24 protein-coding genes are annotated in these 23,312 nt (G+C 71.0%); 9 read left to right on the forward strand and 15 right to left on the reverse strand.

Annotated elements, in window-relative coordinates; all coding sequences use genetic code 11:
• Positions 1-461 precede the first annotated feature (461 nt).
• Together CRP50_RS21375 and CRP50_RS21380 are read left to right on the forward strand one after the other, a co-directional pair.
• Complete coding sequence (locus CRP50_RS21375; protein WP_097281235.1) at positions 462-1,349, forward strand: DUF72 domain-containing protein; 888 nt, start codon at positions 462-464, stop codon at positions 1,347-1,349.
• A 112-nt stretch (positions 1,350-1,461) separates the two neighbouring features.
• Positions 1,462-1,791, forward strand: coding sequence for a hypothetical protein (locus CRP50_RS21380; protein ID WP_097281236.1), 330 nt, complete (start codon positions 1,462-1,464; stop codon positions 1,789-1,791).
• On the opposite strand, the gene CRP50_RS21385 is transcribed toward CRP50_RS21380, so the two are convergent.
• From CRP50_RS21385 to CRP50_RS21395, 3 genes are all read right to left on the reverse strand, one after another.
• Positions 1,788-2,180, reverse strand: coding sequence for a hypothetical protein (locus CRP50_RS21385; RefSeq protein WP_097281237.1), 393 nt, complete (start codon positions 2,178-2,180; stop codon positions 1,788-1,790). The two genes, CRP50_RS21380 and CRP50_RS21385, sit on opposite strands and share 4 nt — an antisense overlap.
• A 41-nt stretch (positions 2,181-2,221) precedes the next feature.
• Positions 2,222-2,446, reverse strand: a complete 225-nt coding sequence (locus CRP50_RS21390; protein ID WP_097281238.1) for a DUF3126 family protein — start codon at positions 2,444-2,446, stop codon at positions 2,222-2,224.
• A 169-nt stretch (positions 2,447-2,615) separates the two neighbouring features.
• Positions 2,616-4,604, reverse strand: a complete 1,989-nt coding sequence (locus CRP50_RS21395) for an acetyl/propionyl/methylcrotonyl-CoA carboxylase subunit alpha (RefSeq protein WP_097281239.1) — start codon at positions 4,602-4,604, stop codon at positions 2,616-2,618.
• A 47-nt stretch (positions 4,605-4,651) separates the two neighbouring features.
• Between CRP50_RS21395 and CRP50_RS21400 the strand changes: the two genes are divergently transcribed.
• Positions 4,652-5,065 (forward strand): GxxExxY protein, encoded by a 414-nt coding sequence (locus CRP50_RS21400; RefSeq protein ID WP_097281240.1) that lies wholly within the window; start codon positions 4,652-4,654, stop codon positions 5,063-5,065.
• Between the two features lie 80 nt (positions 5,066-5,145).
• Here CRP50_RS21400 and CRP50_RS21405 read toward each other — a convergent pair whose 3' ends face one another.
• From CRP50_RS21405 to CRP50_RS21425, 5 genes are all read right to left on the reverse strand, one after another.
• Complete coding sequence (locus CRP50_RS21405; protein ID WP_097281241.1) at positions 5,146-6,678, reverse strand: acyl-CoA carboxylase subunit beta; 1,533 nt, start codon at positions 6,676-6,678, stop codon at positions 5,146-5,148.
• 142 nt (positions 6,679-6,820) lie between these two features.
• Positions 6,821-7,546 carry an ATP12 family chaperone protein gene (locus CRP50_RS21410; protein WP_097281242.1) on the reverse strand — a complete coding sequence of 242 codons (726 nt, stop codon included), beginning with the start codon at positions 7,544-7,546 and terminating at the stop codon, positions 6,821-6,823.
• 22 nt (positions 7,547-7,568) lie between these two features.
• Positions 7,569-9,626, reverse strand: coding sequence for an AsmA family protein (locus CRP50_RS21415; protein ID WP_097281243.1), 2,058 nt, complete (start codon positions 9,624-9,626; stop codon positions 7,569-7,571).
• Entirely contained in the window at positions 9,626-10,324 is a 699-nt protein-coding gene (locus tag CRP50_RS21420; protein ID WP_097281244.1) for an HAD-IA family hydrolase, read from the reverse strand. Before CRP50_RS21420 ends, CRP50_RS21415 begins: the two co-directional genes overlap by 1 nt.
• A 120-nt stretch (positions 10,325-10,444) precedes the next feature.
• Positions 10,445-11,185, reverse strand: a complete 741-nt coding sequence (locus tag CRP50_RS21425; protein ID WP_097281245.1) for a response regulator — start codon at positions 11,183-11,185, stop codon at positions 10,445-10,447.
• Between the two features lie 213 nt (positions 11,186-11,398).
• On the opposite strand from CRP50_RS21425, the gene CRP50_RS21430 reads away from it, so the two are divergent.
• Positions 11,399-12,295, forward strand: coding sequence for an alpha/beta fold hydrolase (locus tag CRP50_RS21430; protein ID WP_176525294.1), 897 nt, complete (start codon positions 11,399-11,401; stop codon positions 12,293-12,295).
• A gap of 51 nt (positions 12,296-12,346) precedes the next feature.
• On the opposite strand, the gene CRP50_RS21435 is transcribed toward CRP50_RS21430, so the two are convergent.
• From CRP50_RS21435 to CRP50_RS21445, 3 genes are all read right to left on the reverse strand, one after another.
• Positions 12,347-13,180, reverse strand: a complete 834-nt coding sequence (locus CRP50_RS21435; RefSeq protein ID WP_141415219.1) for a helix-turn-helix transcriptional regulator — start codon at positions 13,178-13,180, stop codon at positions 12,347-12,349.
• The gene (locus CRP50_RS21440) at positions 13,177-13,602 is read right to left on the reverse strand and encodes a hypothetical protein (protein WP_097281248.1); all 426 of its coding nucleotides are present in this window, start codon (positions 13,600-13,602) and stop codon (positions 13,177-13,179) included. Before CRP50_RS21440 ends, CRP50_RS21435 begins: the two co-directional genes overlap by 4 nt.
• A gap of 153 nt (positions 13,603-13,755) precedes the next feature.
• A complete protein-coding gene (locus CRP50_RS21445) occupies positions 13,756-14,382 on the reverse strand; it encodes a hypothetical protein (RefSeq protein ID WP_097281249.1) in 627 nt (208 codons plus the stop codon).
• A gap of 262 nt (positions 14,383-14,644) precedes the next feature.
• Here CRP50_RS21445 and rimO point away from each other — a divergent pair, with 262 nt between their 5' ends.
• The 4 genes from rimO to CRP50_RS21465 all read left to right on the forward strand — a co-directional run bounded on the left by rimO (position 14,645) and on the right by CRP50_RS21465 (position 18,973).
• Positions 14,645-16,012, forward strand: coding sequence for a 30S ribosomal protein S12 methylthiotransferase RimO (gene rimO, locus CRP50_RS21450; protein ID WP_097281250.1), 1,368 nt, complete (start codon positions 14,645-14,647; stop codon positions 16,010-16,012).
• Positions 16,013-16,071: 59 nt separating this feature from the next.
• Positions 16,072-16,596 carry a hypothetical protein gene (locus tag CRP50_RS21455; RefSeq protein WP_097281251.1) on the forward strand — a complete coding sequence of 175 codons (525 nt, stop codon included), beginning with the start codon at positions 16,072-16,074 and terminating at the stop codon, positions 16,594-16,596.
• 107 nt (positions 16,597-16,703) lie between these two features.
• Positions 16,704-18,551 carry an ATP-binding protein gene (locus CRP50_RS21460; protein ID WP_097281252.1) on the forward strand — a complete coding sequence of 616 codons (1,848 nt, stop codon included), beginning with the start codon at positions 16,704-16,706 and terminating at the stop codon, positions 18,549-18,551.
• A complete protein-coding gene (locus tag CRP50_RS21465; protein WP_097281253.1) occupies positions 18,551-18,973 on the forward strand; it encodes a response regulator in 423 nt (140 codons plus the stop codon). The genes CRP50_RS21460 and CRP50_RS21465 overlap by 1 nt, the downstream gene beginning before the upstream one ends.
• Here the strand turns inward: CRP50_RS21465 and CRP50_RS21470 are convergent.
• The 4 genes from CRP50_RS21470 to CRP50_RS21485 form a co-directional block, all read right to left on the reverse strand.
• Positions 18,970-19,443: a DUF2141 domain-containing protein gene (locus CRP50_RS21470; RefSeq protein ID WP_245913606.1), complete on the reverse strand. Its 474-nt coding sequence runs from the start codon at positions 19,441-19,443 to the stop codon at positions 18,970-18,972. The two genes, CRP50_RS21465 and CRP50_RS21470, sit on opposite strands and share 4 nt — an antisense overlap.
• Positions 19,444-19,450: 7 nt before the next feature.
• Positions 19,451-19,873, reverse strand: a complete 423-nt coding sequence (locus CRP50_RS21475; RefSeq protein WP_097281254.1) for a type II toxin-antitoxin system VapC family toxin — start codon at positions 19,871-19,873, stop codon at positions 19,451-19,453.
• Positions 19,870-20,124: a FitA-like ribbon-helix-helix domain-containing protein gene (locus CRP50_RS21480; protein WP_097281255.1), complete on the reverse strand. Its 255-nt coding sequence runs from the start codon at positions 20,122-20,124 to the stop codon at positions 19,870-19,872. Before CRP50_RS21480 ends, CRP50_RS21475 begins: the two co-directional genes overlap by 4 nt.
• Positions 20,125-20,193: 69 nt before the next feature.
• The gene (locus tag CRP50_RS21485; protein WP_097281256.1) at positions 20,194-21,630 is read right to left on the reverse strand and encodes an aldehyde dehydrogenase family protein; all 1,437 of its coding nucleotides are present in this window, start codon (positions 21,628-21,630) and stop codon (positions 20,194-20,196) included.
• Between the two features lie 141 nt (positions 21,631-21,771).
• Here CRP50_RS21485 and crtI point away from each other — a divergent pair, with 141 nt between their 5' ends.
• Positions 21,772-23,301: a phytoene desaturase family protein gene (gene crtI, locus CRP50_RS21490; RefSeq protein WP_097281257.1), complete on the forward strand. Its 1,530-nt coding sequence runs from the start codon at positions 21,772-21,774 to the stop codon at positions 23,299-23,301.
• Positions 23,302-23,312: the final 11 nt, after the last annotated feature.

Here is a 23,312-nt window from a genome sequence, read left to right on the forward strand (position 1 = left end):
GCCGCGATGGCTTCCTCGCTGTTCGGCAGTCGCGCGCCTGAGCCGCCGAGGTGGTCGGAAACGTCGATCCAGTCCTTCGAGACGTCGACACCGTAATAGAGCTTGTCCGTCATTTCGACCTCCCGCACCATAGGGGAAGGGTCCGCACGCCGGATTGTATGCGGGTTATGCCCAGACTTCCGTTCGCGTGTAAGACCGTGATGCCGGCGGCTTTCGAGATGCCCTCGGTCGCAAGACCAATCCACGTCCGAAATGCCGCCGGCATCCTACTCTCTCATCTCAGAGAGCGACGCCAACATACAATCCGCGGCGTGCACGACGCTGGCCGTGGAGGGCGGTGTGGACAGGCGGCAGAAGCCAGTGGAGCCGTGGATGGCCGGATCAAGTCCGGCCACGACAATGCAGGGGAAGGGGGCCCCCTCGCCCTGCATCCCCGCCGGCCGCTCCGGCATTCTCCCGGCATGATCCACCACGGCGACATCCGCATCGGCGTGTCCGGCTGGCGCTATGCCGGGTGGCGCGGCGTGTTCTACCCGCCCAAGCTCGCCCAGCGGCGGGAGCTGGAGTTCGCCTCGCGCGCCTTCCGCACGCTGGAGATCAACGGCACCCACTACAGCCTGCAGCGACCGGACTCCTTCGCCGCCTGGGCCGACGCGACGCCCGACGATTTCGTCTTCACCGTGAAGGCGTCGCGCTACCTCACCCACATGCTGCGCCTGAAAGGGATCGAGGAAGCCGCCGCCAACTTCTGGGCGCAGGGGCTGCTGCGCCTCGGCCCCAAGCTCGGCCCCGTGCTGTGGCAGTTTCCGCCCAGCTTCCGCTACGACCCTGCGCGCCTGGAGACCTTCTTCGCCAGCCTGCCGCGAGACACCGAGGCCGCCGCCGCCCTCGCCGCCCGCCACGACCAGCGCCTGGAGGGCCGCGCCTGGACCACCACCGACGCCCGCCGCCGCATCCGCCACGTCATGGAAATCCGCCACGACAGCTTCCGCACGCCCGACTTCGTCGCCCGGTTGCGCCGCCACGACGTCGGGCTGGTGGTGTCGGATTCCGTGGACTGGCCCTGCCTGATGGACGTGACGTCAGACCTCGTCTACCTGCGCCTGCACGGCTCGGAAGAGCTTTACGCCAGCGGCTACGACGATGCGGCGCTCGACCGCTGGGCGGCGCGGGTGGCGGCCTGGGCGACGGGCGCCGAGCCCGACGACGCCGTGCGCCTGTCGCCGGACCCGCCGCCGGCGGCGCGCAGCCGCGACGTCTTCGTGTTCTTCGACAACGACCGCAAGGTCCGTGCCCCCTTCGACGCCCAGGCGCTGGAAGCCCGTCTGCAGGCCCGCTTCACCGGGTGAACTTTCGGACATTGCTCGTCCTGAGGGAGCAGTCGGAAAAGCTTCGCTTTTCTCGCACGGCGTAAGCGGAGAGACTTGCGGCCAAAGCACCCTAAAGAGAGGAGCACGCCGCATGTCGCAGCCGCACATCGTCCCGCAGGAGATCATCGCCCACCTGCGCGCGCGCTTCATCGACCAGGGGATCGACGCCAAGCCGGTGTTCGTCATCGGCCCCGACCGCGAGGACGGCCAGATCGAGTTCTTCACCGGCGACGGCCGCCTGTGGCCGGTGGTGATGCGCGTCGGCGCCGACGGACTGGTGCCGGTGGCCGACCGCGCCGCGGCCGACGATGCCCGTCCGGCGGCCTCGCTGACCGAGGCCGTGGACGGCGTGCTCGCCCTGCTCGGGGCTTCGGCGCCGCAGCCGCTGCGCGATCGCTCCGCCGAACTGGCCGACGCCTAAGGAGTCGCTTCCGGCGGGGGCGGCAGGGTGACCGGGCAGTCCTCGCCGTCGCCGGTGGTTTCGGCGTGGATCATCAGGGCCGCCACGGTCTCCATGGACGTGTCGATGACCCAGCGCACCTGGCGCTCGCCCACCGCATTGCCGGCGGCCACCACCTCCGGCAGGATCTGCTGCTGCAGGAAGCCCGCCAGCCCGGCCAACGCCCGCGCTGTGACGCGCAGGCGTTTGGCCGGCACGACGTAGCTGCCGCGGCCGGCCGCGATGCCGTCGGCGACGCGGTTCAGCTGGTCCATCATCACCGCCACCACGGTGTCGCCGTGGGCGGCGGTGCGCGCCATGAAGCGCAGATGGCGGACGTAGAAGTCGTACGAGCCGGCGGCGGTGGCCATGGCTGGCTCCCCTTGCTTCCCCTGTTCCCTGGTTCGGCCGATCAGCCGCGCGGGGCCGGCGGCAGGTCCATGTCGAGGATGGTCATGTGCAGGTCGAAGGAGACCTCGCCGTCTTCCTCGTCGCGGTGCAGGACGCCGATGAATTCCTCGCCGCAGAACACTTCCACCGGCTGGCCGGCCTTCTTCGGCGCGTTGACGGAGATCTTGGCATTGCCGAAGGTGCGGCGCAGGTATTCCTGAACCTGGGCGATTTCGGTCTTGGTCATGGGCGGCGCCTCCTCTTCGGTGTCCGTGTCTGGGTATCGTTCAGGCAAAACAGGAAAGCCCCGTCAGGACCAACCCGACAGGGCTTTCTCCGTTTCCGTCATTCCGGATCCTGACTTACGGCGGGATTCCCCTCAGGTCAACCCGCCGCACGCCCGGACCGGCCTGCCGTCACTCGAACTCGATGATGATCTGGTCCACCGAGAGCGAGGCGCCCGGCTGGGCGTGGATCTTCTTCACCGTGCCGTCCTGCTCGGCCTTCAGCACGTTTTCCATCTTCATGGCCTCGACGACCGCCAGGGTTTCGCCCGACTTCACGTCCTGGCCCTCGGCCACCGCCACCGAGACCAGCAGGCCCGGCATGGGGGACAGCAGGAACTTGGACAGGTCCGGCGGCTCCTTCTTCGGCATGACGCGGGCGAGGTCGGCCCCGCGCGGGGTATAGACCACCGCCACCGCCTGGGCGCCGTTGTGGAACAGGCGGAAGCCGGTGCCGAGCGCGTCGACCTGCACGGTCACCTCCTCGCCCTTCACCGTGCCGCGGAACAGCGGCTCGCCGAAGGTCCAGTCGGAGACGACGCCGTAGGCGGTGCCGTCGATGGTGACCTCGTAGTGCTCGCCGTCGGCGGCGCGTTCCACGTGGACCGGGGTGTACTCGTCGTTGAGACGGACCACCCAGTCGGTGCGGATCTCCATGCCGTGGCCGGCCAGCTGGCCCGAGACCATGGCGGCGCGGTCGGCGTGCAAGCGGTTGATGACCGCGGCCACCGCCACCAGCACGGTCGGGTCGTCGGCCGGCAGGTCGTCGGCGGAGAAGCCGTCGGGGTATTCCTCGGCGATGAAGTTGGTGGTCAGCCGGCCGTCCACGAAGCGCTGCTTGCTCATCAGCGAGGCGAGGAACGGAATGTTGTGGCTGACGCCGCGGATGTAGAACTCGTCCAGCGCCCGGCGCATGTGCGCGATGGCCTCGTCACGCGTCGCCCCGTAAGTGCAGAGCTTGGCGATCATGGGGTCGTAGAACATGCTGATCTCGCCGCCGTCGTAGACGCCGGTGTCGACGCGCACCGTGTCGCTCTCGGCCGGCGGCAGGTAGCGCACGAGGCGGCCCGTCGACGGCAGGAAGTTGCGGTACGGGTCTTCGGCGTAGATGCGGCTTTCCAGCGCCCAGCCGTTCAGCTTGATGTCCGACTGCTGCACGGTGAGCTTTTCGCCGGCGGCGATGCGGATCATCCACTCCACCAGATCGAGGCCGGTCACCAGTTCGGTCACCGGATGCTCCACCTGCAGGCGGGTGTTCATCTCTAGGAAGTAGAAGTTGCGGTTGGCGTCGACGATGAACTCGACGGTGCCGGCCGAGCGGTAGTTCACCGCCTTGGACAGCGCCACCGCCTGCTCGCCCATGGCCTTGCGCGTCGCCTCGTCGAGGAAGGGCGACGGCGCCTCCTCGATCACCTTCTGGTGGCGGCGCTGGATGGAGCACTCGCGCTCGCCGACGTAGAGGCAATTCTCGCCGTCGGACAGCACCTGGATCTCGATGTGGCGCGGCTGCTCGATGAACTTCTCGACGAACACGCGGTCGTCGCCGAAGGACGCGCGCGCCTCGTTGGTGGCCGAGGTGAAGCCGTCGGCGGCTTCCTTGGCGTTCCAGGCCAGACGCATGCCCTTGCCGCCGCCGCCGGCGGAGGCCTTGATCATGACCGGGAAGCCGATTTCCTCGGCGATCTTCACGGCTTCGGCCGAGTCCTTGATGACGCCCATGTAGCCGGGAACGGTGGAGACACCGGCTTCCTTGGCGAGCTTCTTGGACTCGATCTTGTCGCCCATGGCGTAGATGGCGTGGGCGTCGGGGCCGATGAAGGTGATGCCCTTCTCCGCCAGCGCCTTCTGGAAGGCCTGGTTCTCCGACAGGAAGCCGTAGCCCGGATGGACGGCCTCGGCGCCGGTGTCGACGCAGGCCTGCACGATCTTGTCGATCAGCAGGTAGGACTGGGCGGACGGCGGCGGCCCGATGTGCACCGCCTCGTCGGCCATCTGCACGTGCAGGGCTTCGCGGTCGGCGTCCGAGTAAACGGCCACCGTCTTGATGCCCATCTTCTTCGCCGTCTTCATGACGCGGCAGGCGATCTCGCCGCGGTTGGCGATCAGGATCTTCTTGAACATGATATTGCCTATCCCCTCATCAGCTCGCGGCGGGAGGTCGTGCTGTTGTGAACCACCAAGACACCAAGACACCAAGGGATCCGTTGCACCCCGACCTCGATCGGCTCGCCCGGGCGGTGGTGGATGCGGCGTATCGCGTGCATTCCACGCTCGGTCCGGGCCTGCTCGAATCGGTCTACGAGGCCTGCCTGTGCCACGAGTTGACCAAGCGCCGCATTCCCTTCGCGCGGCAGGTGGTCTACCCGGTGCTCTACGACGGCATCAGGATCGAAGGCGGGATGCGGCTCGACCTGCTGGTCGATGGCCGGCTCATCGTCGAACTGAAGACCGCCGAGCGGCACAATCCGGTGTTCGATGCCCAACTTCTCACCTACCTCAAGCTGACCGGGTGCCGCCTCGGCCTCCTGATCAACTTCAACGTACCGCAAATCAAGCAGGGTATCCGTCGCCTGGTTCTCTAGGTGCGCCAGGCGACGCCCTCTTGGTGTCTTGGTGTCTTGGTGGTTCCTCACTCTCCCGCCAATCCGTCGGACGCTCGCGCTTACAGCGGAATGTTGCCGTGCTTGCGCCACGGGTTCTCCAGCTGCTTGTCGCGCAGCATGGCGAGCGAGCGGCAGATGCGCTTGCGGGTGTTGTGCGGCATGATGACGTCGTCGATGTAGCCGCGCGAGCCCGCGACGAACGGGTTGGCGAACTTCTGGCGGTATTCCTCGGTCCGCTCGGCGATCTTCTTCTCGTCGCCGATGTCGCCGCGGAAGATGATCTCCACCGCGCCCTTCGGACCCATGACGGCGATTTCCGCCGTCGGCCAGGCGTAGTTCACGTCGCCGCGCAGGTGCTTGGAGCTCATGACGTCGTAGGCGCCGCCGTAGGCCTTGCGGGTGATGACGGTCACCTTCGGCACGGTCGCCTCGGCATAGGCGTACAGCAGCTTGGCGCCGTGCTTGATGATGCCGCCGTATTCCTGCGTGGTGCCCGGCATGAAGCCCGGCACGTCCACGAAGGTCACCAGCGGGATGTTGAAGGCGTCGCAGAACCGCACGAAGCGGGCGGCCTTGCGCGAGCTGTCGATGTCCAGGCACCCGGCCAGCACCATCGGCTGGTTCGCCACGATGCCGACGGTGCGGCCCTCGAAGCGGCCGAAGCCGATGAGGATGTTCTTGGCGAACTCGGGCTGGATCTCGAAGAAGTCGCCTTCGTCGACGACCTTCGTGATCAGCTCCTTCATGTCGTAGGGCTTGTTCGGGTTGTCCGGGATCAGCGTGTCGAGTGACCAGTCGGGGCGGTCGCTGGGGTCGCTGGTCGGACGCACCGGCGGCTCTTCGCGGTTGGAGGCCGGCACGAAGTCCATGAAGCGGCGCAGCTGCAGGAGGGCCTGCACGTCGTCCTCGAACGCAAGGTCGGCGACGCCGGACTTGCTGGTGTGGGTGACGGCACCGCCCAGTTCCTCGGCGGTCACCACTTCATGCGTCACCGTCTTCACCACGTCGGGGCCGGTGACGAACATGTAGGAGCTGTCCTTCACCATGAAGATGAAGTCCGTCATGGCCGGCGAGTACACCGCGCCGCCGGCGCAGGGGCCCATGATCATGGAGATCTGCGGCACCACGCCCGAGGCCATGACGTTGCGCTGGAACACCTCGGCATAGCCGCCGAGGGAGGCGACGCCTTCCTGGATGCGCGCCCCGCCGGAGTCGTTGAGGCCGATCACGGGCGCGCCGACCTTCATGGCCTGGTCCATGATCTTGCAGATCTTCTCGGCATGGGCTTCCGACAGGGAGCCGCCGAACACCGTGAAGTCCTGGCTGAACACGAAGACGAGGCGGCCGTTGATGGTGCCGTAGCCGGTCACCACGCCGTCACCCGGGGTCTTGCTGTCCTGCATGCCGAAGTCGGCGCAGCGGTGCTCGACGAACATGTCCCATTCTTCGAAGGACCCTTCGTCGAGCAGCAGCTCGAGACGTTCGCGCGCGGTCAGCTTCCCCTTCCCGTGCTGGGCGTCGATGCGCTTCTGGCCGCCACCCAGGCGGGCCTGCGCACGTTTTTCCTCGAGCAGACGAATGATCTCTTGCATTGGCTCCCTCAACTTGGCGGAGGTCCCACCCGATTTGGCGGGAAATCGGGATAGCACCTTCGCCGTCGGGACGCCACTGAAAAGAGCCCAAAAGCCGCAGGTTTCTGCGGCTTTCAGCAACTTGTTTGCTCGTTTGTCGGACTTACGAACCGACCAGCGCCAAAAATTCCACCGCGTCCGAAATATCCTTGCGCAGGCGGTCCAGACGGGCCTTCGCCTCGGCGTCCTCGCCCCATTGCTCGATCTGGTAGGCTTCGTCCAGGAAGGCTACGTCGGCGGCCTGGTCCGCCGTCACCCGCCCCTCGACCAGCGCCAGCGCCAGCACCAGCGAGCCGAGCGGCGCGGCGGCGGCCTGCAGGGCGGTCAGGCGCCAGTCGTCCAGCTCCTCCACCGCCAGGCGCAGGGCCTTCAATGCCTGCGGCGATTGGCTGACCGGCATGAGGCCGGCGGTGACGCAGAACTCGGCGTCGTAGCGCGTGCGCGCCCAGTCGAGCAGCGGCTGCCACGTCGCCGCCTGACGCTCCTGCAGCGGCCGCTGCGACTCGTCGGCGCGGTAGCACAGCAGTTCCGTCTCGGCGAAACGCAGCAGCTCGTCGACCATCTGCGCCCGCATGCGGCCGACCTGATCGATGGCGGTATTGGCGAGCTGGGTGAGCGGCATCTCGGCCAGCTTCAGCGTCTCGCCCTGGGCGTTCCACTCGGCGGCGACGGCGGCCGCCAGACGCTCCGACGGCACCGCCAGTTCCGCCTTCGACGGCGTACGCACGGGCCGGCCGTCCAGGCGCACGGCGTGGCGGCCGTCGCCCGTCGGCACCGCCTCGGCGGTCTTGTAGAAGCGCTTCATGGGACGGTTTTCGATCGAACTCATCGGTCTTCTGTCCTTGGAAAGATCACTGGCCGAACAGGCCCTTCAACGCATTGCCGATGCCCTGCACGGGGTCGGCAGGCGCCGCCTCGGCGGGGGCCGGGGCCGGCGCGATCTGGCCGGGGGCCGGCGCGGGAGCGGGCGCCGGGGCCGCCTTGCCGAGCGCGACGTCGCAGGCGCCGGCATCGCCGGTGGTGCGGTCGATCAAGGTCTCGGCTAGCAGCGACAGCCCGCCCGAGGCGATGGCGCCGCCGATGGAGACGGCCGTGCGCGCCGCGCCCAGCGGGTCGATGCCGATGCCCGGCTTCAGGATCGGCCCCTGCACCCGCACCAGGTTGGCGAGGTTGGCGGTCGCGATGCCGGTGCCCTCGCGCACCGCCGTCTTCACCGCCAGGTCGAGCGTTTCCGCCCCGAGGTCGATGGTGCCCGAGCCGGCGAGCGAGAACTTGGGCGTTTCCACCGCGATGCCGCGGTCGGCGGTGGCGATGCCGTCCTTCACCGTCAGGTTCACCACGCCGCACTGCATGACGGTGTAGCGTTCCTTGGCGGCGAAGGGGTTGAGGCTGTCCACCAGCCGCAGGGCGATGTCCTGCGTCCACGACTGGATGGCCTGGTTGTCGATGGTGCCGGCGCCGACCGTCACCGTCACCGTGCCGTCGAGCGTGTCCATGATGCCGTGCACGCTGGTGCCGCGGCCCGAGACCTTGATGGTGGCGTCCAGCGGGCCGTCCTTGACGGCGCCGCCCTGCCCCACCTGCTCCAGCAGGCTGCCGAGCACGACGCCGCGGGTGGTGAGGTCGAGGGCCAGCACCGCCTCCTTGCCGCGCGAGGCGTCCAGCGCCCCCACCACGCTCACCGTGCCGCCGCCGAGGCCGGCGTCGAGCGGCTTGAGGTCGAGGCGACCGTTGCGCAGCGCCACCGTGCCCGACAGCGGCGCGATCTGCGTGCCGTCGGGCAGCACCAGAGTCTGCACGGCCAGTTCCAGCTCGGCGTCGGCGAGCTTCATCAGCCCGAACGGCAGGGGCTCCGTCGGGAACACCCGCACCGGCGGCCCGCCCGCCGTCTCGGACGCCGGGCCGAGGATCTTCGCCAGGTCGATGCGCGGCGACGACAGGCTGCCGGCGATCTGCGGCCGGGCACCCTCCAGGGTGGCGCGCAGGCTGCCGGCGAGGCTGGTGTCGCCCAGCGACGCCGCGAGGTTCTCCACCGACCAGCCGCCGGGCACGTCGCGGACGCGGCCGTCGAAGCGCAGCGGCGGCGCGTCGTCGGCGAGGACGAGCCCCGCCACCGCCGCCAGCCGCTCGGGCTCCGGCGCGTTCAGGCTCACCGTCATGTCGATGCCGGTGCCCTCCAGCGGCTGGGCGAGCGTCCCGTCGGCGGCCAGGGTGGCGCCGGCCATGCCGAGCGTCACCGCCACCGGATAGGGCGCCCCGCCCGGCGTCGTCAGGGCCGCGAGCGGGCCGAGGCGGCCTTCCAGGGTGAAGGCGGCGTCGTCCAGCTTGCCCGAGCCGGCGACGGCGAGCGGCGCCGCCCAGCCGTCGGCGGCGGCCTCCAGGGCGGCCAGTTCCAGGCGCCGCGTGGTGCCGGCGGCGCGGTCGGCCAGGGTGACGACGGCGTCCTCGATGCGCACCAGCTGCAGGTCGGGCAGCGTCTTCGCGCCCTCGGTGGCGGGCGCCTCGGCGGCGGCGGGGGCGTCGAGCACCCAGTTGCCGGTGCCGTCCTCGCGGATCTCCAGCAGCAGGTCGGGGCTCACCAGCACCAGGCGGGCGACCTTGATCTCGCCGCGCAGCAGGGGCAGCAGTTCCACCTCGGCCTCGACGCGGCGCGCCTTCAGCATCTCGGGGCGGGAGCCCCAGGCGGCGTTGGCGAAGGTCACGTCCTCGATGACCACCGCCGGCGTCAGCGACACCGACAGGTCCATGCCGCCGCCGATCACCAGGTCGCGCCCGGTGGCGGCCTCCACCTGCTGTTCCACGAAGCCGCGGTACTGGTCGACGTCGACCGCCATGATCATGGCCGCGCCAGCGACGCCCAGCGCCACCACGCCGACGCCGGCCGCCTTTAAGAATGTCCCGATGCGCATCAGCCGCCCTCCCCTGCTCCTCCGCACCACAGGCGCTGCGCCGCCGCGAGCAGGTCCGCGTAGTCCTCGATGACGACGTGGGCGCCGGCGGCGTGCAGTTCCTCCACCGGATGATACCCCCATGCGACGCCGAGCGCATGGCATCGTGCCGCCCGCGCCATGGCCATGTCGTAGGTGGTGTCGCCGACCATCACCGTGTGCTCGGACGCCGCACCGGTTTCGGCCATGGCGCGCAGCAGCATGCCGGGGTGCGGCTTGCCGGGGTTGTCGTCGGGCGTCTGGATGGTGAGGAAGCGGCCTTCCAGCCCGTGGCGGGCCAGCATGGCGGCGACGCCGCGGCGGCTCTTGCCGGTGGCGATGCCGAGGATCACGTTCTGCGCCTCCAGGGCCGCGATGGCGTCGACGGCGCCGGCGTAGAGGTTCTCGACGTGGTCGGGGGCGGCGCGCAGCACCTGGAACGAGCGCTTGTAGCTGTCGGCGACGGCGCGGTGCAGGGCGTCGTCCAGATCCGGGAACAGGGTGGCGACGGCCTCCACCAGCTCCAGCCCGACGACGCGCCGGCAGCGGGCCGGCGGCGGGCAGACGATGCCGTGGTCGGCGGCGGCCATCTCCATGGCGGCGACGATGTTGTGGAGGCTGTCGACGATGGTGCCGTCCACGTCGAGGACGAGGAGGCGAAGCGGAGTCTCGGCGGTCATGGCTCTGCGCGGTGATGGAAAACGGGCGCCCGGCGGCGCGTGCGGCGGATCATAGCCGAGGGGGTGGCCGAAGCGGGGATTTTTTGCCCGCCGTCAGCCGCACGTCAGGCGACGCGGCCTTTAGCCGCCGGGCACGTAGATGTAGCCGGCGCCGCGCACGGTCTTGATGACCTGCGGGTGTTCCGGGTCGGGCTCGATCTTGCGGCGGATGCGGGCGATGCGGATGTCGATGGAGCGGTCGAAGGGCTCCCACTCCTTGTTGTGCGCCATGTCGAGCAGCTGGTCGCGCGTCAGCACCCGGTTGGGGTGGGTGGCGAAGGCGTGCAGCAGGTCGAACTCCATGGCCGTCAACTTCACCTCCTCGCCGTCGTCGCGCAGCAGGCGGCGGGCGTCGAGGTCGAGGCGGGCGACGCCGAAGCGCACGCTGCGCCCGCCCGCCGCCGGGCCGGCCGTGGCGGCGGCGGCGGGAGCGCTCACGGCGGCGGCAGCGGCCTTGCGGTGGCGGCGCAGCACCGCTTCCATGCGGGCGCGCAGCTCGCGGAAGTCGAAGGGCTTGGTGACGTAGTCGTCGGCCCCGACCTCGAGCCCCACCACCCGGTCCACCACGTCGCCCGAGGCGGTCAGCATGATGATGGGCGGCCCGTTCTCGGCGTGCAGGGCGCGCGCGATGGCGAAGCCGCTCTCGCCCGGCAGGTTGACGTCGAGCAGCACGAGATCGGCCGGCTCCTCGGCCAGGGCGGCACGCAGGGTGGTGCCGCACCCGGCGGTGCGCACCTTGTATCCGTGTTCCAGCAGGTAATCCTCGACCAGCTCGCGCAGGTGCGGCTCGTCGTCGACCACGATGATGCGTTCGCCGGCCATTCGGCTCCGTCCGTCAGTCCGTCCTCAGCCGAGCAATATCCGACAAAGCGGCACGGGTGAAAAGCGGGCGCGATGCAACGGCGGTGTTTCGCGGCTGAAACCTTCGAAACAATTTCCCTCCGGCGGCGCCATACAGCCGAAACACGAGCGAGGCACTCTGCCACTCACAGCGGCTGTGCCCGCGACTCGAAACGCCACCCGGAGAGCCCGACCATGCCCAGCGACACCCTCGAACTGCGCGATGCGCCGATCGGCGACGCGCTGACCCTGCACGGCGCCCGCATCGCGCTGGCCGAAACCGGCAGCGGCGAGCCGGTGGTGGCGCTGCATTGCTCCGCCTCGGCCGGCGGCCAGTGGCGCGGCCTCGGCGGCGTTCTGGCCGGGCTCGGCTACCGCCTCGTCACCCCCGACCTGCACGGCTGCGGCGGCTCCGCCCCGTGGCCGGGCAAGAAGCCGCTGCAACTGGGCGAGGAAGCCGGCATCGTGGCCGAGATCGCCCGCCGCCTCGGCCGCCCGGTGCACGTGGTCGGCCATTCCTACGGCGGCGCCGTGGCGCTGCGGGCGGCCATCGACCATCCCGGCGCCGTCGCCAGCATCGCCGTCTACGAGCCGTCGCTGTTCCACCTGCTGCGCCAGGGCAACGACGCCGACCGCCGCCTGTTCACGGAAGTCGCCGGCCTGTCCGCCGCCGCCGTGCGGGCGGCCACCAGCGGCGACTGGTACGGCGGCATGGCGGCCTTCATCGACTACTGGAACGCGCCCGGCACCTTCAAGACCATGCCCGAGGACCGCCGCGCCGCCTTCGCCGCGCAGCTGCCGCGGGTGTCCATGGACTTCTGGGCGCTGTTCTCGGAACAGACGCCGCTGGTCGACTACACCTGCATGCTGTCCATGCCGGTGCTGATCGTGGAAGGCGACCAGTCGCCGGCGCCGTCGCGCCGCATCTGCCGCCTGCTGGGTGCGGCGCTGCCCTGTATGATGCTGCACACCGTGCCGCGCGCCGGCCACATGGGGCCGGTGACCCACGCCGAGACGGTCAACGCGGTGATCGCGTCGTTCCTCGAAGACGTCTCGCGCGGCAGCCGCCGCCAGTACGCCACCAGCGCCTGACGGGCAACCGACGAGGAGGTACAGGCGCCTCCCGGTTCGCCCCCGCCGCCGTCAGCCGTCGGGCCGACGGCGGCGCGGCTGTTTCTGGCGCGGCGCCTGGCGGCCCAGGTCGACCAGGGTCAGCGGGCTCGCCAGCAGGCGGGCGACGGCATGGCCCTGGCGGCCGCAGCCCATCTTGAACAGCGTGTTGCGCAGGTGCCAGCGGGCGGTGCCGCGGGTGATGCCGTGGTCGCGGCTGAAGTCCTCCAGCGTGTTGCCGCCGGCCAGCGTCTGCACCAGTTCCGCCTCCCGCCGGGTCAGGCCGAAGGCGCCCATGAGCAGGGGCACGACGCCGCTCAACCGCCGGTCGAGGCGCGGGCAGAGCAGCACCGCCACCTGCGGCGGCGCCGCCGTGCCGAGCGGCACCAGCAGGGCCGCCGTATGCTCTTCCGGCAGCAGGCCGCGCGGGCTGAACACGCCGACCGCCGGCTGCCGACCGGCCGCCAGATCGTCGCGCACGGCATCGAGGGCGGCGCTGAACAAAGCGGCGTCGCGCGGCGTGCGGCCACACAGGCGGTCGCGCACGGTCATCAGGCTCTCGCTGTCCGCCAGCATGGCGGCGGCGGTGCTGTTGCTCCAGTGGACGACGCCGTCGAGGCCGATGGCGACGACCCCGAAGGCCAGCCAGTCGAGCAGCCCGAGGGCGGCGTGCTGCAGGGGTGCGGGAAGCGGGGGAGAGCCGCCGGAGGATGGCGGTCCCTCCCCCGCGCCGCCCCGGGATGCGTCGTCGCTGCTGCGGGGGGAACGCGACGCCCCGGGGCCGCCGGCTCCGGCCGCCGCGCCCGCCGCTCCGGTGGAGGAGACGACACCGCAGGCGAGCGGGGAGGTGAAGCCGGCGCAGGTCATGCCGCGGGAATCCATAGGCGGTCCCCGGCGGCCGGAATGGCGAATTGCGGATTGTCGCGCAGGCCGAAGACGCGGCCGGCGAAGGTGTCGCGGCCGAGGATCTCCAGTAGCGCGGCGGCGAAGTCCGGCACCGTGGCGCCGGCGGCCAGATGCACCCGGCCGTGCCAGCGGGCCGGCAGGAGCGGCCGCACCATGTCGGCGAGGGCGGCGGGCGTCCAGCGCGCGTCGTCGAGGAAATCGGTGAGGGCACCGTCGCGGCAGGCGGCGGCCACGAACAGATGCTCGTCGCGGTCGAGGAGTTCCGGCGCGGCGGCGCATGTCGGGTCGGCGGCCGTCCGGATCGAGCCGAACAGCCCGCGCGGGCAGTCGGCGTAGAGGGCGCGCGCGGTGGCGCGGCACGCTGTCAGCAGACACAGGATCATGGCGGGTTCCCGGCAGGCGCCCGGCGGCGCGGGGATGAAGAAGGACGAAGCGGCGCGCGGAGGCGGGCGGAACGGCCGGCGCAGTCGGTGCCCCGGCCGCCCCTCCCCCCGCACGACCCGCCGGCGGTTGCGCGGCGGGCCGTGACGGCGCGATCAGACGTTCCGGCGGTCGCGCAGCTCCCAGATCTTCTGGCCGGTGCCCGGGGTGCCGTTGACCAGGGCGACCGTGATGCTCTGCAGGTTGGTCAGGTCGATTTCCTTGGTGTGCTGCGAGGCGGTGTCGCCCTTGATCAGCTCACCCTCGGCGATGTCGCGGGTGTAGACGACGTAGAGCTTGGGCGTGAGCTGGAACACCGCCTGCTCGTCCAGGCCGAGACCGCGCTGCACCAGCAGCACCTTGCCGTCCTTGGCGAGGCCGGCGTCGATGCGTTCCGGCGCGTTGTTGCGCAGGATCACCTCGCTGCCGTCGCTCTTGCCGTCGGTCTCGATGTCGGCGAAGTCGCCCTTGGTGATGAACTTCCAGGCCTGGCCCTGGTCGGTGTCCTGGTAGGTCAGGCGGTTGGCGGCGTTGTAGACCGGCGTGTGCTCCTGCGCCGTCACCTGCAGGTTCACCGGGTAGACGATGGTGGAGGTGCTGTTGTGGCCGAGCGGCACCACCCGCCAGGCGACCGGGAAGACGTCGCTGTAGATGCGGTTGGGGTTGGCCAGCTCCGGCTTCTGGAAGAAGAGGATGTAGGCGTCGTCGTCGGACTCGTTGACGACCTTGATCTGGATATCCATCGAACGAAAACTCCGGATGAAGTGGATCGGTCTGCACGTCTGGCGTGCCCAATCTTGTTACTTCATCCCATGCGCGCTTTCCCCTGCCAATCGGAAGGGTTGTGAAGCATCACGTTTCTCGCGTGCACCCCAACCTGAGTCGACGGCAGGGACTTGCGCCGCGCGCCGGATGCCCTATTGTCCCCGGCCGAAGGACGTGCGACGCCCTGCCGGCCGCGAGCCCGCCGGCGTCGCCCTCACCCGCTCCCCCGGAACCCTGCGCATGACCAAGACCGCCGCCCCCGCTCCCGGCTCCGCCACCGCGTCCAAGCCGGCCGCCCCGAAGATCGGCATCGTCAGCCTCGGCTGCCCGAAGGCCCTCGTCGATTCCGAACGCATCCTCACCAAGCTGCGGGCCGAGGGCTACGAGCTGAGCCCGAGCTACGAGGGCGCCGAGGCGGTGATCGTCAACACCTGCGGCTTCCTCGACAGCGCCAAGGCCGAAAGCCTGGAGGCCATCGGCGAGGCCATGAAGGAAAACGGCCGCGTCATCGTCACCGGCTGCATGGGGGGCGAGGAACAGACCATCCGCGAGCAGTTCCCGAACGTGCTGTCGGTCACCGGGCCGCACCAGTACGAGCAGGTGATGGACGCGGTGCACGAAGCGGTGCCGCCGGCGCACGACCCCTACACCCATCTGGTGCCGGCCGAGGGCATCAAGCTGACGCCGCGCCATTACGCCTATCTGAAGATTTCCGAGGGCTGCAACCACCGCTGCAGCTTCTGCATCATCCCCTCCATCCGCGGCGATCTGGCCAGCCGCCCGGCCGCCAAGGTGCTCTATGAAGCCGAGCGGCTGGTGCAGGCGGGCGTGCAGGAACTGCTGGTCATCTCGCAGGACACCTCGGCCTACGGCGTCGACCTCGGCTACGAGGAAAGCCCCTACAAGGGCCGCCCGGTGAAGGCCCGCATGCTCGACCTCTGCCGCGAGCTGGGCGACCTGGGCGCCTGGGTGCGGCTGCACTACGTCTACCCCTACCCGTCGGTGGACGAGGTCATCCCGCTCATGGCCGAGGGCAAGATCCTGCCCTACCTGGACATCCCCTTCCAGCACGCCAGCCCCGACGTGCTGCGCGCCATGAAGCGCCCGGCCCACCAGGAAAAGACCCTCGACCGCATCAAGGGCTGGCGCGAGATCTGCCCCGACCTGGCGCTGCGCTCCACCTTCATCGTCGGCTTCCCCGGCGAGACGGAACGCGACTTCCAGGTGCTGCTCGACTGGCTGGAGGAGGCGGAGCTGGACCGCGTCGGCTGCTTCAAGTACGAGCCGGTGGAAGGCGCCACCGCCAACGCCCTGGCCGGTGCGGTGCCGGAAGAGGTGAAGCAGGAGCGCTGGGAGCGCTTCATGGCCGCCCAGCAGAAGATCAGCGAGCGCAAGCTGGCCCGCCAGGTCGGCCGCACCATCGAGGTCATCATCGACGAAGTCGACGACGAAGGCGCCATCGGCCGCTCGTGGGCCGACGCGCCGGAGATCGACGGCAACGTCTTCCTCAACGGCGAGACGCGCGTCGCCCCGGGCGACATCGTCCAGGCCAAGGTCGAGTTCAGCGACGAATACGACCTGTGGGCCGCCCTGCCCGACGAAGACTGACCCGGCACCCGCGGCCGCCCTCCGGCGTTGGCTCCCGTAGCCACCGCCCGGGAGCCAGCATGCCGACCGATGCCATCGCCTTCCTCGACGTCGAGGCCTCCAGCCTGAGCCACGGCTTTCCGCTGGAGGTGGCGTGGTGCAGCGCCGACCTGCTGCACGGCGCCAGCTACCTCGTCCGCCCCGCCCCCGGCTGGCTCGACCGCTTCGCCTGGACGCGCGAGGCCGAAGCCCTGCACGGACTGACGCGCGAGCGGGTGGCCGCCGAGGGCCTGCCCGCCGACGAGGTCGCCGACCGTCTGGCGGCGGACCTCGCCGGGCGCATCGTGCGCAGCGACAATCCGTCCTTCGACGGGGGCTGGCTGCGGCTTTTGCGCGATCCGCCGCCCGTCGCCCTCGACCACGCCACCGCCCCCGGCGGGCCGGCGCTCGGCGCCAAGTCGGACCTGACGCCACACCGCGCGCTCGACGACGCCGTGCTGCTCGCCATGGCCTTCGCCAGCTTCGGCGACGGCGCGGCACCGCTGCCGCCGGAAGAGGCGCTGACGCGCGGCCACGCCCTGGTGGCCCGCTGCGGCCGCCGCTGACCGGATCGGCCGGATCGGCGGCGGGCTGGCCGGAAGACAGGCTTTCCTTCGCGGCGCCCCCGCGCTAAGACGCTCCTGCGTAAGCTGCGACGGAGGAACGACCCGTCATGAGGAGCAGGCGGTTCCGCTTCGGCACGGAGCGCCGATGGCTGATGGTCCTGGTGGCGGTGGTGCTCGCCCCGCTGGCCGGCTATCAGGCCGTGCACGTGGCCGAACAGCGCACCTTGATGCTGGCGCACGAACGCGAGTCGATGGCCCGCACGGCCGCCTCCGTCAGCCAGCAGCTGACCGTCGAACTGACCCGCGCCGCCGAACTGCTCGCCTCCCTCACCGCCGTGCCGCAGCTGGCGACGCCGGGCCACCCGGACTGCCCGGCGGTGCTGCGCGGCATCGCCGCCGGCCAGCGGCGCTACACCAACTTCTCGGTGGTCGACGCGAGCGCCTACATCGTCTGCAGTTCCGGCCCGCTGCCGGCTCCTGTCTTCGTCGGCAACCAGATCAACATCGGCGAAGCCTTCGAGACCGGCGGGCTCGGCCTGTCGGGGTTCAAGCTCGGTGCGCTGTCCGGTAAGCCGGTGGTCGTGCTGTCGCAACCCCTGCGCGATGCCGGCGGACACGTGGTCGGCACCATCAACACCGGCCTGTCGCTGGACTGGCTGCAGGACACGCTCACCGCCCGCAGCGGCCGGGCGGGGGCCCGCATCGTCGTGTTCGACCGCAGCGGCCTCGTGCTCGGCGCCAGCGACCCCGCCCTGCCGCCCGGCGCAACCCTGCCGGCGGCGGAGCTGCGCCGGGCCCTGGCCGCCCTCGCCGGCGGCGGCGGCGGCGCCGAGGACGATCCGGAGCGGCTGACGGTGCATGTGGCGCTGTCCGGCCTGCCGCGTGGCGCCATCGTGTCGGCCAGCGTCGCGAACGACGCCGTGGTCGGGCGCATCGACTCGCACGCCCGCCTGTGGTTCGCGGCCTTCGCCGTGCTGGTGGCGGTGTCGCTCGGCGGCGTCTATCTGGCGGTCGACCGGCTGCTGCTGCGCCGCCTCGACCACCTGTCGGACACCGCCCGCCGCTTCGCCCAGGGCGACTACGACGGCCGCGCCGACCGCTGGCACGACCGCAGCGGTCTGGCGGCGCTCGGCCACGACCTCGACGTCATGGCCGACGACCTGGAAGCGCGCGAAAAGAACCTGCGGCAGACGCTGGAGGACATGGCCAAGGCGCGGGCGGAGACGGCGCGCTTCGCCTACATCGCCGCCCACGACCTGCAGGAACCCTTGCGTGCCATCGGCGGCTTCACCCAATTGCTCGCCCGCCGCCTGGGCGACGACATCGACCCGCAGACCCGCCACTACATGACCCGCATCACCACGGCGGCGGAGCGCATGCGCGTCATGTTCAAGGAATTGATGGACTACGCGGTGCTCGACGCCAGCGCGCGCAGCCTCGCCCCGGTGGCGCTCGCCGATCTGGTGCACGCCGCCGCCCGCCGCCATGCCGGCGTCCACATCGCTGCCGAGCACCTGCCGGTGGTGGCGGGCAACGCCGCGCAGCTCGGCTGCCTGATGGACCACCTGATCGACAACGCCGTCGCCTTCGCCGCCCCCGACCGGCCGCCGCGCATCACCGTGCGGGCCTGGCGGCGCGGCGAGGTGTGGGAGGTTTCGGTGCGCGACAACGGCATCGGCGTGCCCGATGCGGCACGCGAGACGGTGTTCCACCTGTTCAAGAAACTCGCCCCCGACAGCGGCCAGGGCGGCACGGGCATCGGCCTTTCCGTGGCGCGGCGAATCGCCGAGATCCATGGCGGAAGAATGTGGATTTGCGCCGCCAACGGTGTAGGGTGCGACGTCCGCTTCACCCTGAGCGCGGTTCCCCCGACGGGCCCGGTCCCCGCGCCCGCTGCCGCCGCTCCCGACTTACCCGCCGATGCGGCCGACCCGGCCGCGGGAGTTCCTGCCTGATGACCCGAGCCCCCCTCTTCCTGCTCGCCGACGACAACCCGGACGACGCCGAGCTGACCCGCGAGGCTCTGAAGGAAGCGGAACCGCGCGTGGCGCTGCACTGGGTGCGCGACGGGCAGGAGTGCATCGACTACCTGCGGAGCGGTCAGCCGCGGCCCGACCTGATCCTGCTCGACCTCAACATGCCCCGCAAGGACGGCCGGCAGACCCTGCTGGAAATCAAGGAGTCGCCGGACCTCTGCGACCTTCCGGTGGTGATCCTGACCACCTCGGAGGCCGAACGCGACGTGGTGGAGAGCTACCGCCGCCACGCCAACGCCTACATGGTGAAGCCCATCACCATCGACGACCTCATCGACATCATGAAGCAGCTGTCGCAGTTCTGGCTCGGCAGCTTCCTGCGCCTGCCTCAGTCGAACTAGCGCAGGGGCACCACCACGTCGGCGCCCTGCGGCCCGACGTCCACCGCCGCCTCGGCGAAGTCGGGCGGGCCGAAGCGCATGGGCGCGCCGTTGCTGAACCCCATGCCTTCCTTCGGCATGCCGAACAGGCTGCGGTCGATGGTGCGGTTGCCGTTCTCGTCGTGGAAGGCCTGCACCGCATAGCGGCCCGGCGGCACGGCGGGCAGGGTCAGCGTCACCGCGCCGAAGGCCGCCGGCGCCGCGGCCCGCAGGGTGCAGCGGTCGGACAGGAAGTCCGCCTCCGGACAGACCGCCGCCAGCACCTCGCCGCGGTCGTTGTGGATGCCGAACACCGTCACCCGCACCGGCACCCCCTGCTGCGCTGTCGCAGGCACGGCGGCGACCGCCAGGGCGGCGGCGGCGATCATGAGACTGCGCAGGGCGGGCCGCCGCGCTGGCCGGCGCGTCGTCTCTTCCTGGCCACTGTGCATGGGTTCCTCAGCCTCCATACGTCCACGGATCGATGACGGGCAGGCCCGCGCCTTCGAACGGGCCGGTATCGCGGGTCGCGACGGAAAAGCCGTGCGCGGCCGCGATGGCGGCGATGTAGCCGTCGGGCGTCGGCAGGCCGCGGCCGGCAGCCCGGGCCGCCACGGCCAGATCCGCATAGCGCAGGGCGGCGGGCGTGTCGAAGGGCAGGATGCGCCCCGCGAACAGCCCGAGCACGCCGTCGAGAACCTCGCCGAGTTGCTGCTTGCGGCGGCCATCCGGCAGCGCGCCGACGCCGAACCGCAACTCGGCGATGGTGACGCTGGTCAGGAACAGCGTTTCCGCCGCCTGCGCATCCAGCCAGTCGCGCACGGCCGCGGCAGGCGCCGGCTTCATCGCCTCGGACACGACGTTGGTGTCGAGGACGATCATTCGAGGCTCATGGGCACGGCGGGGATCCGGTCCCGCGCCTCGGCGAGGGCGTCGACGTCGGCATTGGTCAGGCCCGCCTCCCGGCTCAGGGCGGAAAGCGCGGTGCCGAGGCGCAGGCGGTCGGGCGGGCGGACGGCGGCCGCCAGGATCTCGCGCATCTCCGCTTCGGTGCTGCGGCCGTGGCGGGCGGCGCGCACCTTCAGGGCGCGGTGCACCTCGTCGGGCAGGTTGCGGATGGTGACGGCGGGCATGATGGCACCCTGGCTCCTGTGCTGGCGATGCTATCAACCTAATCCCCCCGCCATCATCACACAACACCGTCACCGCCCGAGCAGCCCGCGCCAGCCGCCGTGGGCGAGGCGGAGGTAGAGGGCGAAGAGGCGGGCGTCGCCGTCGCGCGGCGGTCGCAAGTGGGGGCGGAAGCGGCCGCGGCGGACGCTGATCGCCTTCGGCCGCGTCATCTCCAGCAGTCCTTCCGGCCCGCGGGTGGCGCCGAAGCCGCTCCAGCCGCGGCCGCCGAAGGGCAGGCGCGGGTCGGCGGTCGGGACGATCAGGTCGTTGACGGTGACGCTGCCGACCCGCAGGCGCGCCGCCACCGCTTCCGCCGCCTTGCGCGGGCCGAACACGCTGGCGCCGAGGCCGTAGGGGCCTTCGTGCGCCACCCGCAGGGCCGCCTCGGCGTCGGCCACCGCCACCAGGGTGGTCACCGGGGCGAAGACGTCGGACTGCAACAGCTCCATGGACGGATGGGCGTCGGCCACCAGCACCGGCGCCATGGCACCCTCGGCCGGGTCGAAGGGCGGTGTCGCGAGCCGCGCCCCTTGCTCCACCGCCGCCCGCACCAGCGTCGCCGCCTGCCGCCGCACCCGCAGCGGCACCGCCGCCGGCGGCACCTCGGCGAGGCGGGCGAGCAGACGCGCCTCCAACTCCGCCGCCTGATCGCGCGGCACGACGATGCGGCGCGGCGCGATGCAGGTGGCGCCCGCGTTGAGCCGCAGCCCGTAGGCGACGCTGCGCGCCACCAGATCCAGGTCGGCCCCCGGCAACACGATCACGGCGTCGGAGCCCGACAGTTCCATGGTCGCCGGCACCACCGCCTCGGCCAGCCGGCGCAGCACCGCCCGCCCCGTCTCCACCGAGCCGGTCAGCACCACCTTGTCGACGCCGGCGGCGATGGCGGCCTCGGCCTCCGCCACCCCTTCGCCGAGCACCTGCACCAGCCCGTCCGGCAGCCCCGCCTTGTCGAGCAGCGCCGCCAGCCGCAGCAGCGCCACCGAGCCCTGCGGCGGCGGCTTCACCGCCACCGCATTGCCCGCCGCCAGCGCCTGTATCATCTGGATGCCCGGCAGCATGAGGGGGTAGTTGCCCGGCGCGATGACCAGCACGACACCGAGCGCATCGCGCCGCACCTCCGCCGTCACGCCCGCCAGCCAGCGCGGCCGCCCCTCGGCCCCGAGGCGCCGCGGCGCCAGCAGGGCCTCCGCCTCGCCTTCCAGAAACCGGCAGGCGGCGACCAGCGGCAGGATCTCCGCCGCCAGGGTCTCGGCCGGCGCCCGCCCGGCGTAGGTGTGGACCAGCGCCGCCAGATCCTCGGCCTCGCGCGCGATCAATCGCCGCAGCCGGCGTACCACCCGCAGCCGCGCCTTCACCGGCTCGACCGCCCATGTCGCCTGCGCCCCACGCGCCACCGCCAGCCGCCGCGCCACTTCGGCGACCGGCGACACGGCCAGGGCGCTGCGGCTCTCGTCGTCGGGCATCGTCACCTCCGGGTGAACTGTACGGAAAAAATGTGCGTACCGGTTCAACGTCTGTTGCTGGCAAGCGTCACTTTTCCAAAGGCCGGTGACGCCTCGCCGACTGCGATTGGCCTTCGCACCCGAACGGAGGAGATAGGAGCGATGGCGCGACGCGTCACCATCGTGGGAGCAGGCCCGGGCGGACTCGCCGCCGCCCTCCTGCTGGCCCGAAGAGGAGCCGACGTCACCCTGATCGAGCGCCGCGACCGCGTCGGCGGCCGCAGCGCCGTGCTGGAGCGCGACGGCTTCCGCTTCGATACCGGGCCGACGTTCTTCCTCTACCCGCGCATCCTGGAAGAGATCTTCGCCGCCTGCGGCGAGCGCCTGGCGGACCATGTCGACCTGCGCCGCCTGGACCCCATGTATCGCCTGGTGTTCGAGGCCGGCGGCGAGTTGCGCGCCTCCGACCGGCTGGAGGAACTGCAGCGCCAGGTGGCCGCCCTCAACCCGCACGACGCCGCCGCCCTGCCCGCCTTCCTGGAGGACGGCCGGCGCAAGCTGGAAGCCTTCCGGCCGGTTCTGGAGAACCCCTTCGCCGGCGTCGGCGACTACCTGCGGCCCGACGTGATGAAGTCGCTGCGCTACCTGCGGCCGTTCTCCAGCGTCGACCGCGACCTCTGCCGCTTCTTCGACGACGAGCGGGTGCGCCTCGCCTTCTCGTTCCAGAGCAAGTACCTGGGCATGTCGCCCTTCCGCTGCCCCAGCCTGTTCACCATCCTCGCCTACCTGGAATACGGCCACGGCGTCTACCATCCCATCGGCGGCTGCGCCGCGGTGATGGAGGCCATGGCCGGCCTCGCCCGCCGCATGGGGGTGGACATCCGCCTGCAGACGGAGGTGACGGGCATCGAGTTCGCCGGCCGCCGCGCCAAGGCCGTGGTCACCCCCGACGGCCGGCACGAGACCGACGCGCTGGTCATCGGCGCCGACTTCGCCAATACCATGACCCGGCTCGTGCCCGATGCCCTGCGCCGGCGGTGGACCGACGCGCGGCTGGAGCGCAAGGCCTTCTCGTGCTCCACCTTCATGCTGTGGCTCGGGCTCGACGGCACCACCGATCAACTCGACCACCACACCATCTTTCTGGCCGAGGACTACCAGCGCAACATCCGCCAGATCGAGGACGGCCGCGAGCTGCCCGACCGGCCGTCGTTCTACGTGCAGAACGCCGGCGTCACCGACCCGACGCTCGCCCCGCGCGGCGGCAGCACGCTCTATGTCCTGGTGCCGGTGCCGCACCGCTCGCCGCACATCGACTGGAGCCGCGAGCGCGAGCGCTACAAGGCGCTCGTCTACGACCGCCTGGCCGAGACGCTCGGCCTGACCGACCTGCGGCGGCGGGTGCGCAGCGAAACCGTCTTCACCCCCGACGACTGGCAGGCCCGGCTGCACGTTTACCGGGGAGCGACCTTCAACCTCGCCCACACGCTGGGGCAGATGCTGCACCTGCGGCCCAACAACCGCTTCGAGGACCTGGACGGCGTCTATCTGGTCGGCGGCGGCACCCATCCGGGCAGCGGCCTGCCGGTGATCTTCGAAGGCGCCCGCATCACCACCCGGCTGGTGGCCGAGGACCTCGCCCTCTCGCCGCTCGCCCTGCCCGAGATCGGCGGCCTGCGCGCCGCCGAATGACCCCGACGAAG

The sequence above is a fragment of the Caenispirillum bisanense genome, assembly GCF_900230255.1.
Taxonomy (GTDB): domain Bacteria; phylum Pseudomonadota; class Alphaproteobacteria; order Rhodospirillales; family Rhodospirillaceae; genus Caenispirillum; species Caenispirillum bisanense_A.

Coding starts and splice junctions, on each gene's coding strand:
- CRP50_RS21375 (WP_097281235.1), top strand. CDS start 462: ATGATCCACCACGGCGACATCCGCATCGGCGTGTCCGGCTGGCGCTAT.
- CRP50_RS21380 (WP_097281236.1), top strand. CDS start 1,462: ATGTCGCAGCCGCACATCGTCCCGCAGGAGATCATCGCCCACCTGCGC.
- CRP50_RS21385 (WP_097281237.1), bottom strand. CDS start 2,180: ATGGCCACCGCCGCCGGCTCGTACGACTTCTACGTCCGCCATCTGCGC.
- CRP50_RS21390 (WP_097281238.1), bottom strand. CDS start 2,446: ATGACCAAGACCGAAATCGCCCAGGTTCAGGAATACCTGCGCCGCACC.
- CRP50_RS21395 (WP_097281239.1), bottom strand. CDS start 4,604: ATGTTCAAGAAGATCCTGATCGCCAACCGCGGCGAGATCGCCTGCCGC.
- CRP50_RS21405 (WP_097281241.1), bottom strand. CDS start 6,678: ATGCAAGAGATCATTCGTCTGCTCGAGGAAAAACGTGCGCAGGCCCGC.
- CRP50_RS21410 (WP_097281242.1), bottom strand. CDS start 7,546: ATGAGTTCGATCGAAAACCGTCCCATGAAGCGCTTCTACAAGACCGCC.
- CRP50_RS21415 (WP_097281243.1), bottom strand. CDS start 9,626: ATGCGCATCGGGACATTCTTAAAGGCGGCCGGCGTCGGCGTGGTGGCG.
- CRP50_RS21420 (WP_097281244.1), bottom strand. CDS start 10,324: ATGACCGCCGAGACTCCGCTTCGCCTCCTCGTCCTCGACGTGGACGGC.
- CRP50_RS21425 (WP_097281245.1), bottom strand. CDS start 11,185: ATGGCCGGCGAACGCATCATCGTGGTCGACGACGAGCCGCACCTGCGC.
- CRP50_RS21430 (WP_176525294.1), top strand. CDS start 11,399: ATGCCCAGCGACACCCTCGAACTGCGCGATGCGCCGATCGGCGACGCG.
- CRP50_RS21435 (WP_141415219.1), bottom strand. CDS start 13,180: ATGACCTGCGCCGGCTTCACCTCCCCGCTCGCCTGCGGTGTCGTCTCC.
- CRP50_RS21440 (WP_097281248.1), bottom strand. CDS start 13,602: ATGATCCTGTGTCTGCTGACAGCGTGCCGCGCCACCGCGCGCGCCCTC.
- CRP50_RS21445 (WP_097281249.1), bottom strand. CDS start 14,382: ATGGATATCCAGATCAAGGTCGTCAACGAGTCCGACGACGACGCCTAC.
- rimO (WP_097281250.1), top strand. CDS start 14,645: ATGACCAAGACCGCCGCCCCCGCTCCCGGCTCCGCCACCGCGTCCAAG.
- CRP50_RS21455 (WP_097281251.1), top strand. CDS start 16,072: ATGCCGACCGATGCCATCGCCTTCCTCGACGTCGAGGCCTCCAGCCTG.
- CRP50_RS21460 (WP_097281252.1), top strand. CDS start 16,704: ATGAGGAGCAGGCGGTTCCGCTTCGGCACGGAGCGCCGATGGCTGATG.
- CRP50_RS21465 (WP_097281253.1), top strand. CDS start 18,551: ATGACCCGAGCCCCCCTCTTCCTGCTCGCCGACGACAACCCGGACGAC.
- CRP50_RS21470 (WP_245913606.1), bottom strand. CDS start 19,443: ATGCACAGTGGCCAGGAAGAGACGACGCGCCGGCCAGCGCGGCGGCCC.
- CRP50_RS21475 (WP_097281254.1), bottom strand. CDS start 19,873: ATGATCGTCCTCGACACCAACGTCGTGTCCGAGGCGATGAAGCCGGCG.
- CRP50_RS21480 (WP_097281255.1), bottom strand. CDS start 20,124: ATGCCCGCCGTCACCATCCGCAACCTGCCCGACGAGGTGCACCGCGCC.
- CRP50_RS21485 (WP_097281256.1), bottom strand. CDS start 21,630: ATGCCCGACGACGAGAGCCGCAGCGCCCTGGCCGTGTCGCCGGTCGCC.
- crtI (WP_097281257.1), top strand. CDS start 21,772: ATGGCGCGACGCGTCACCATCGTGGGAGCAGGCCCGGGCGGACTCGCC.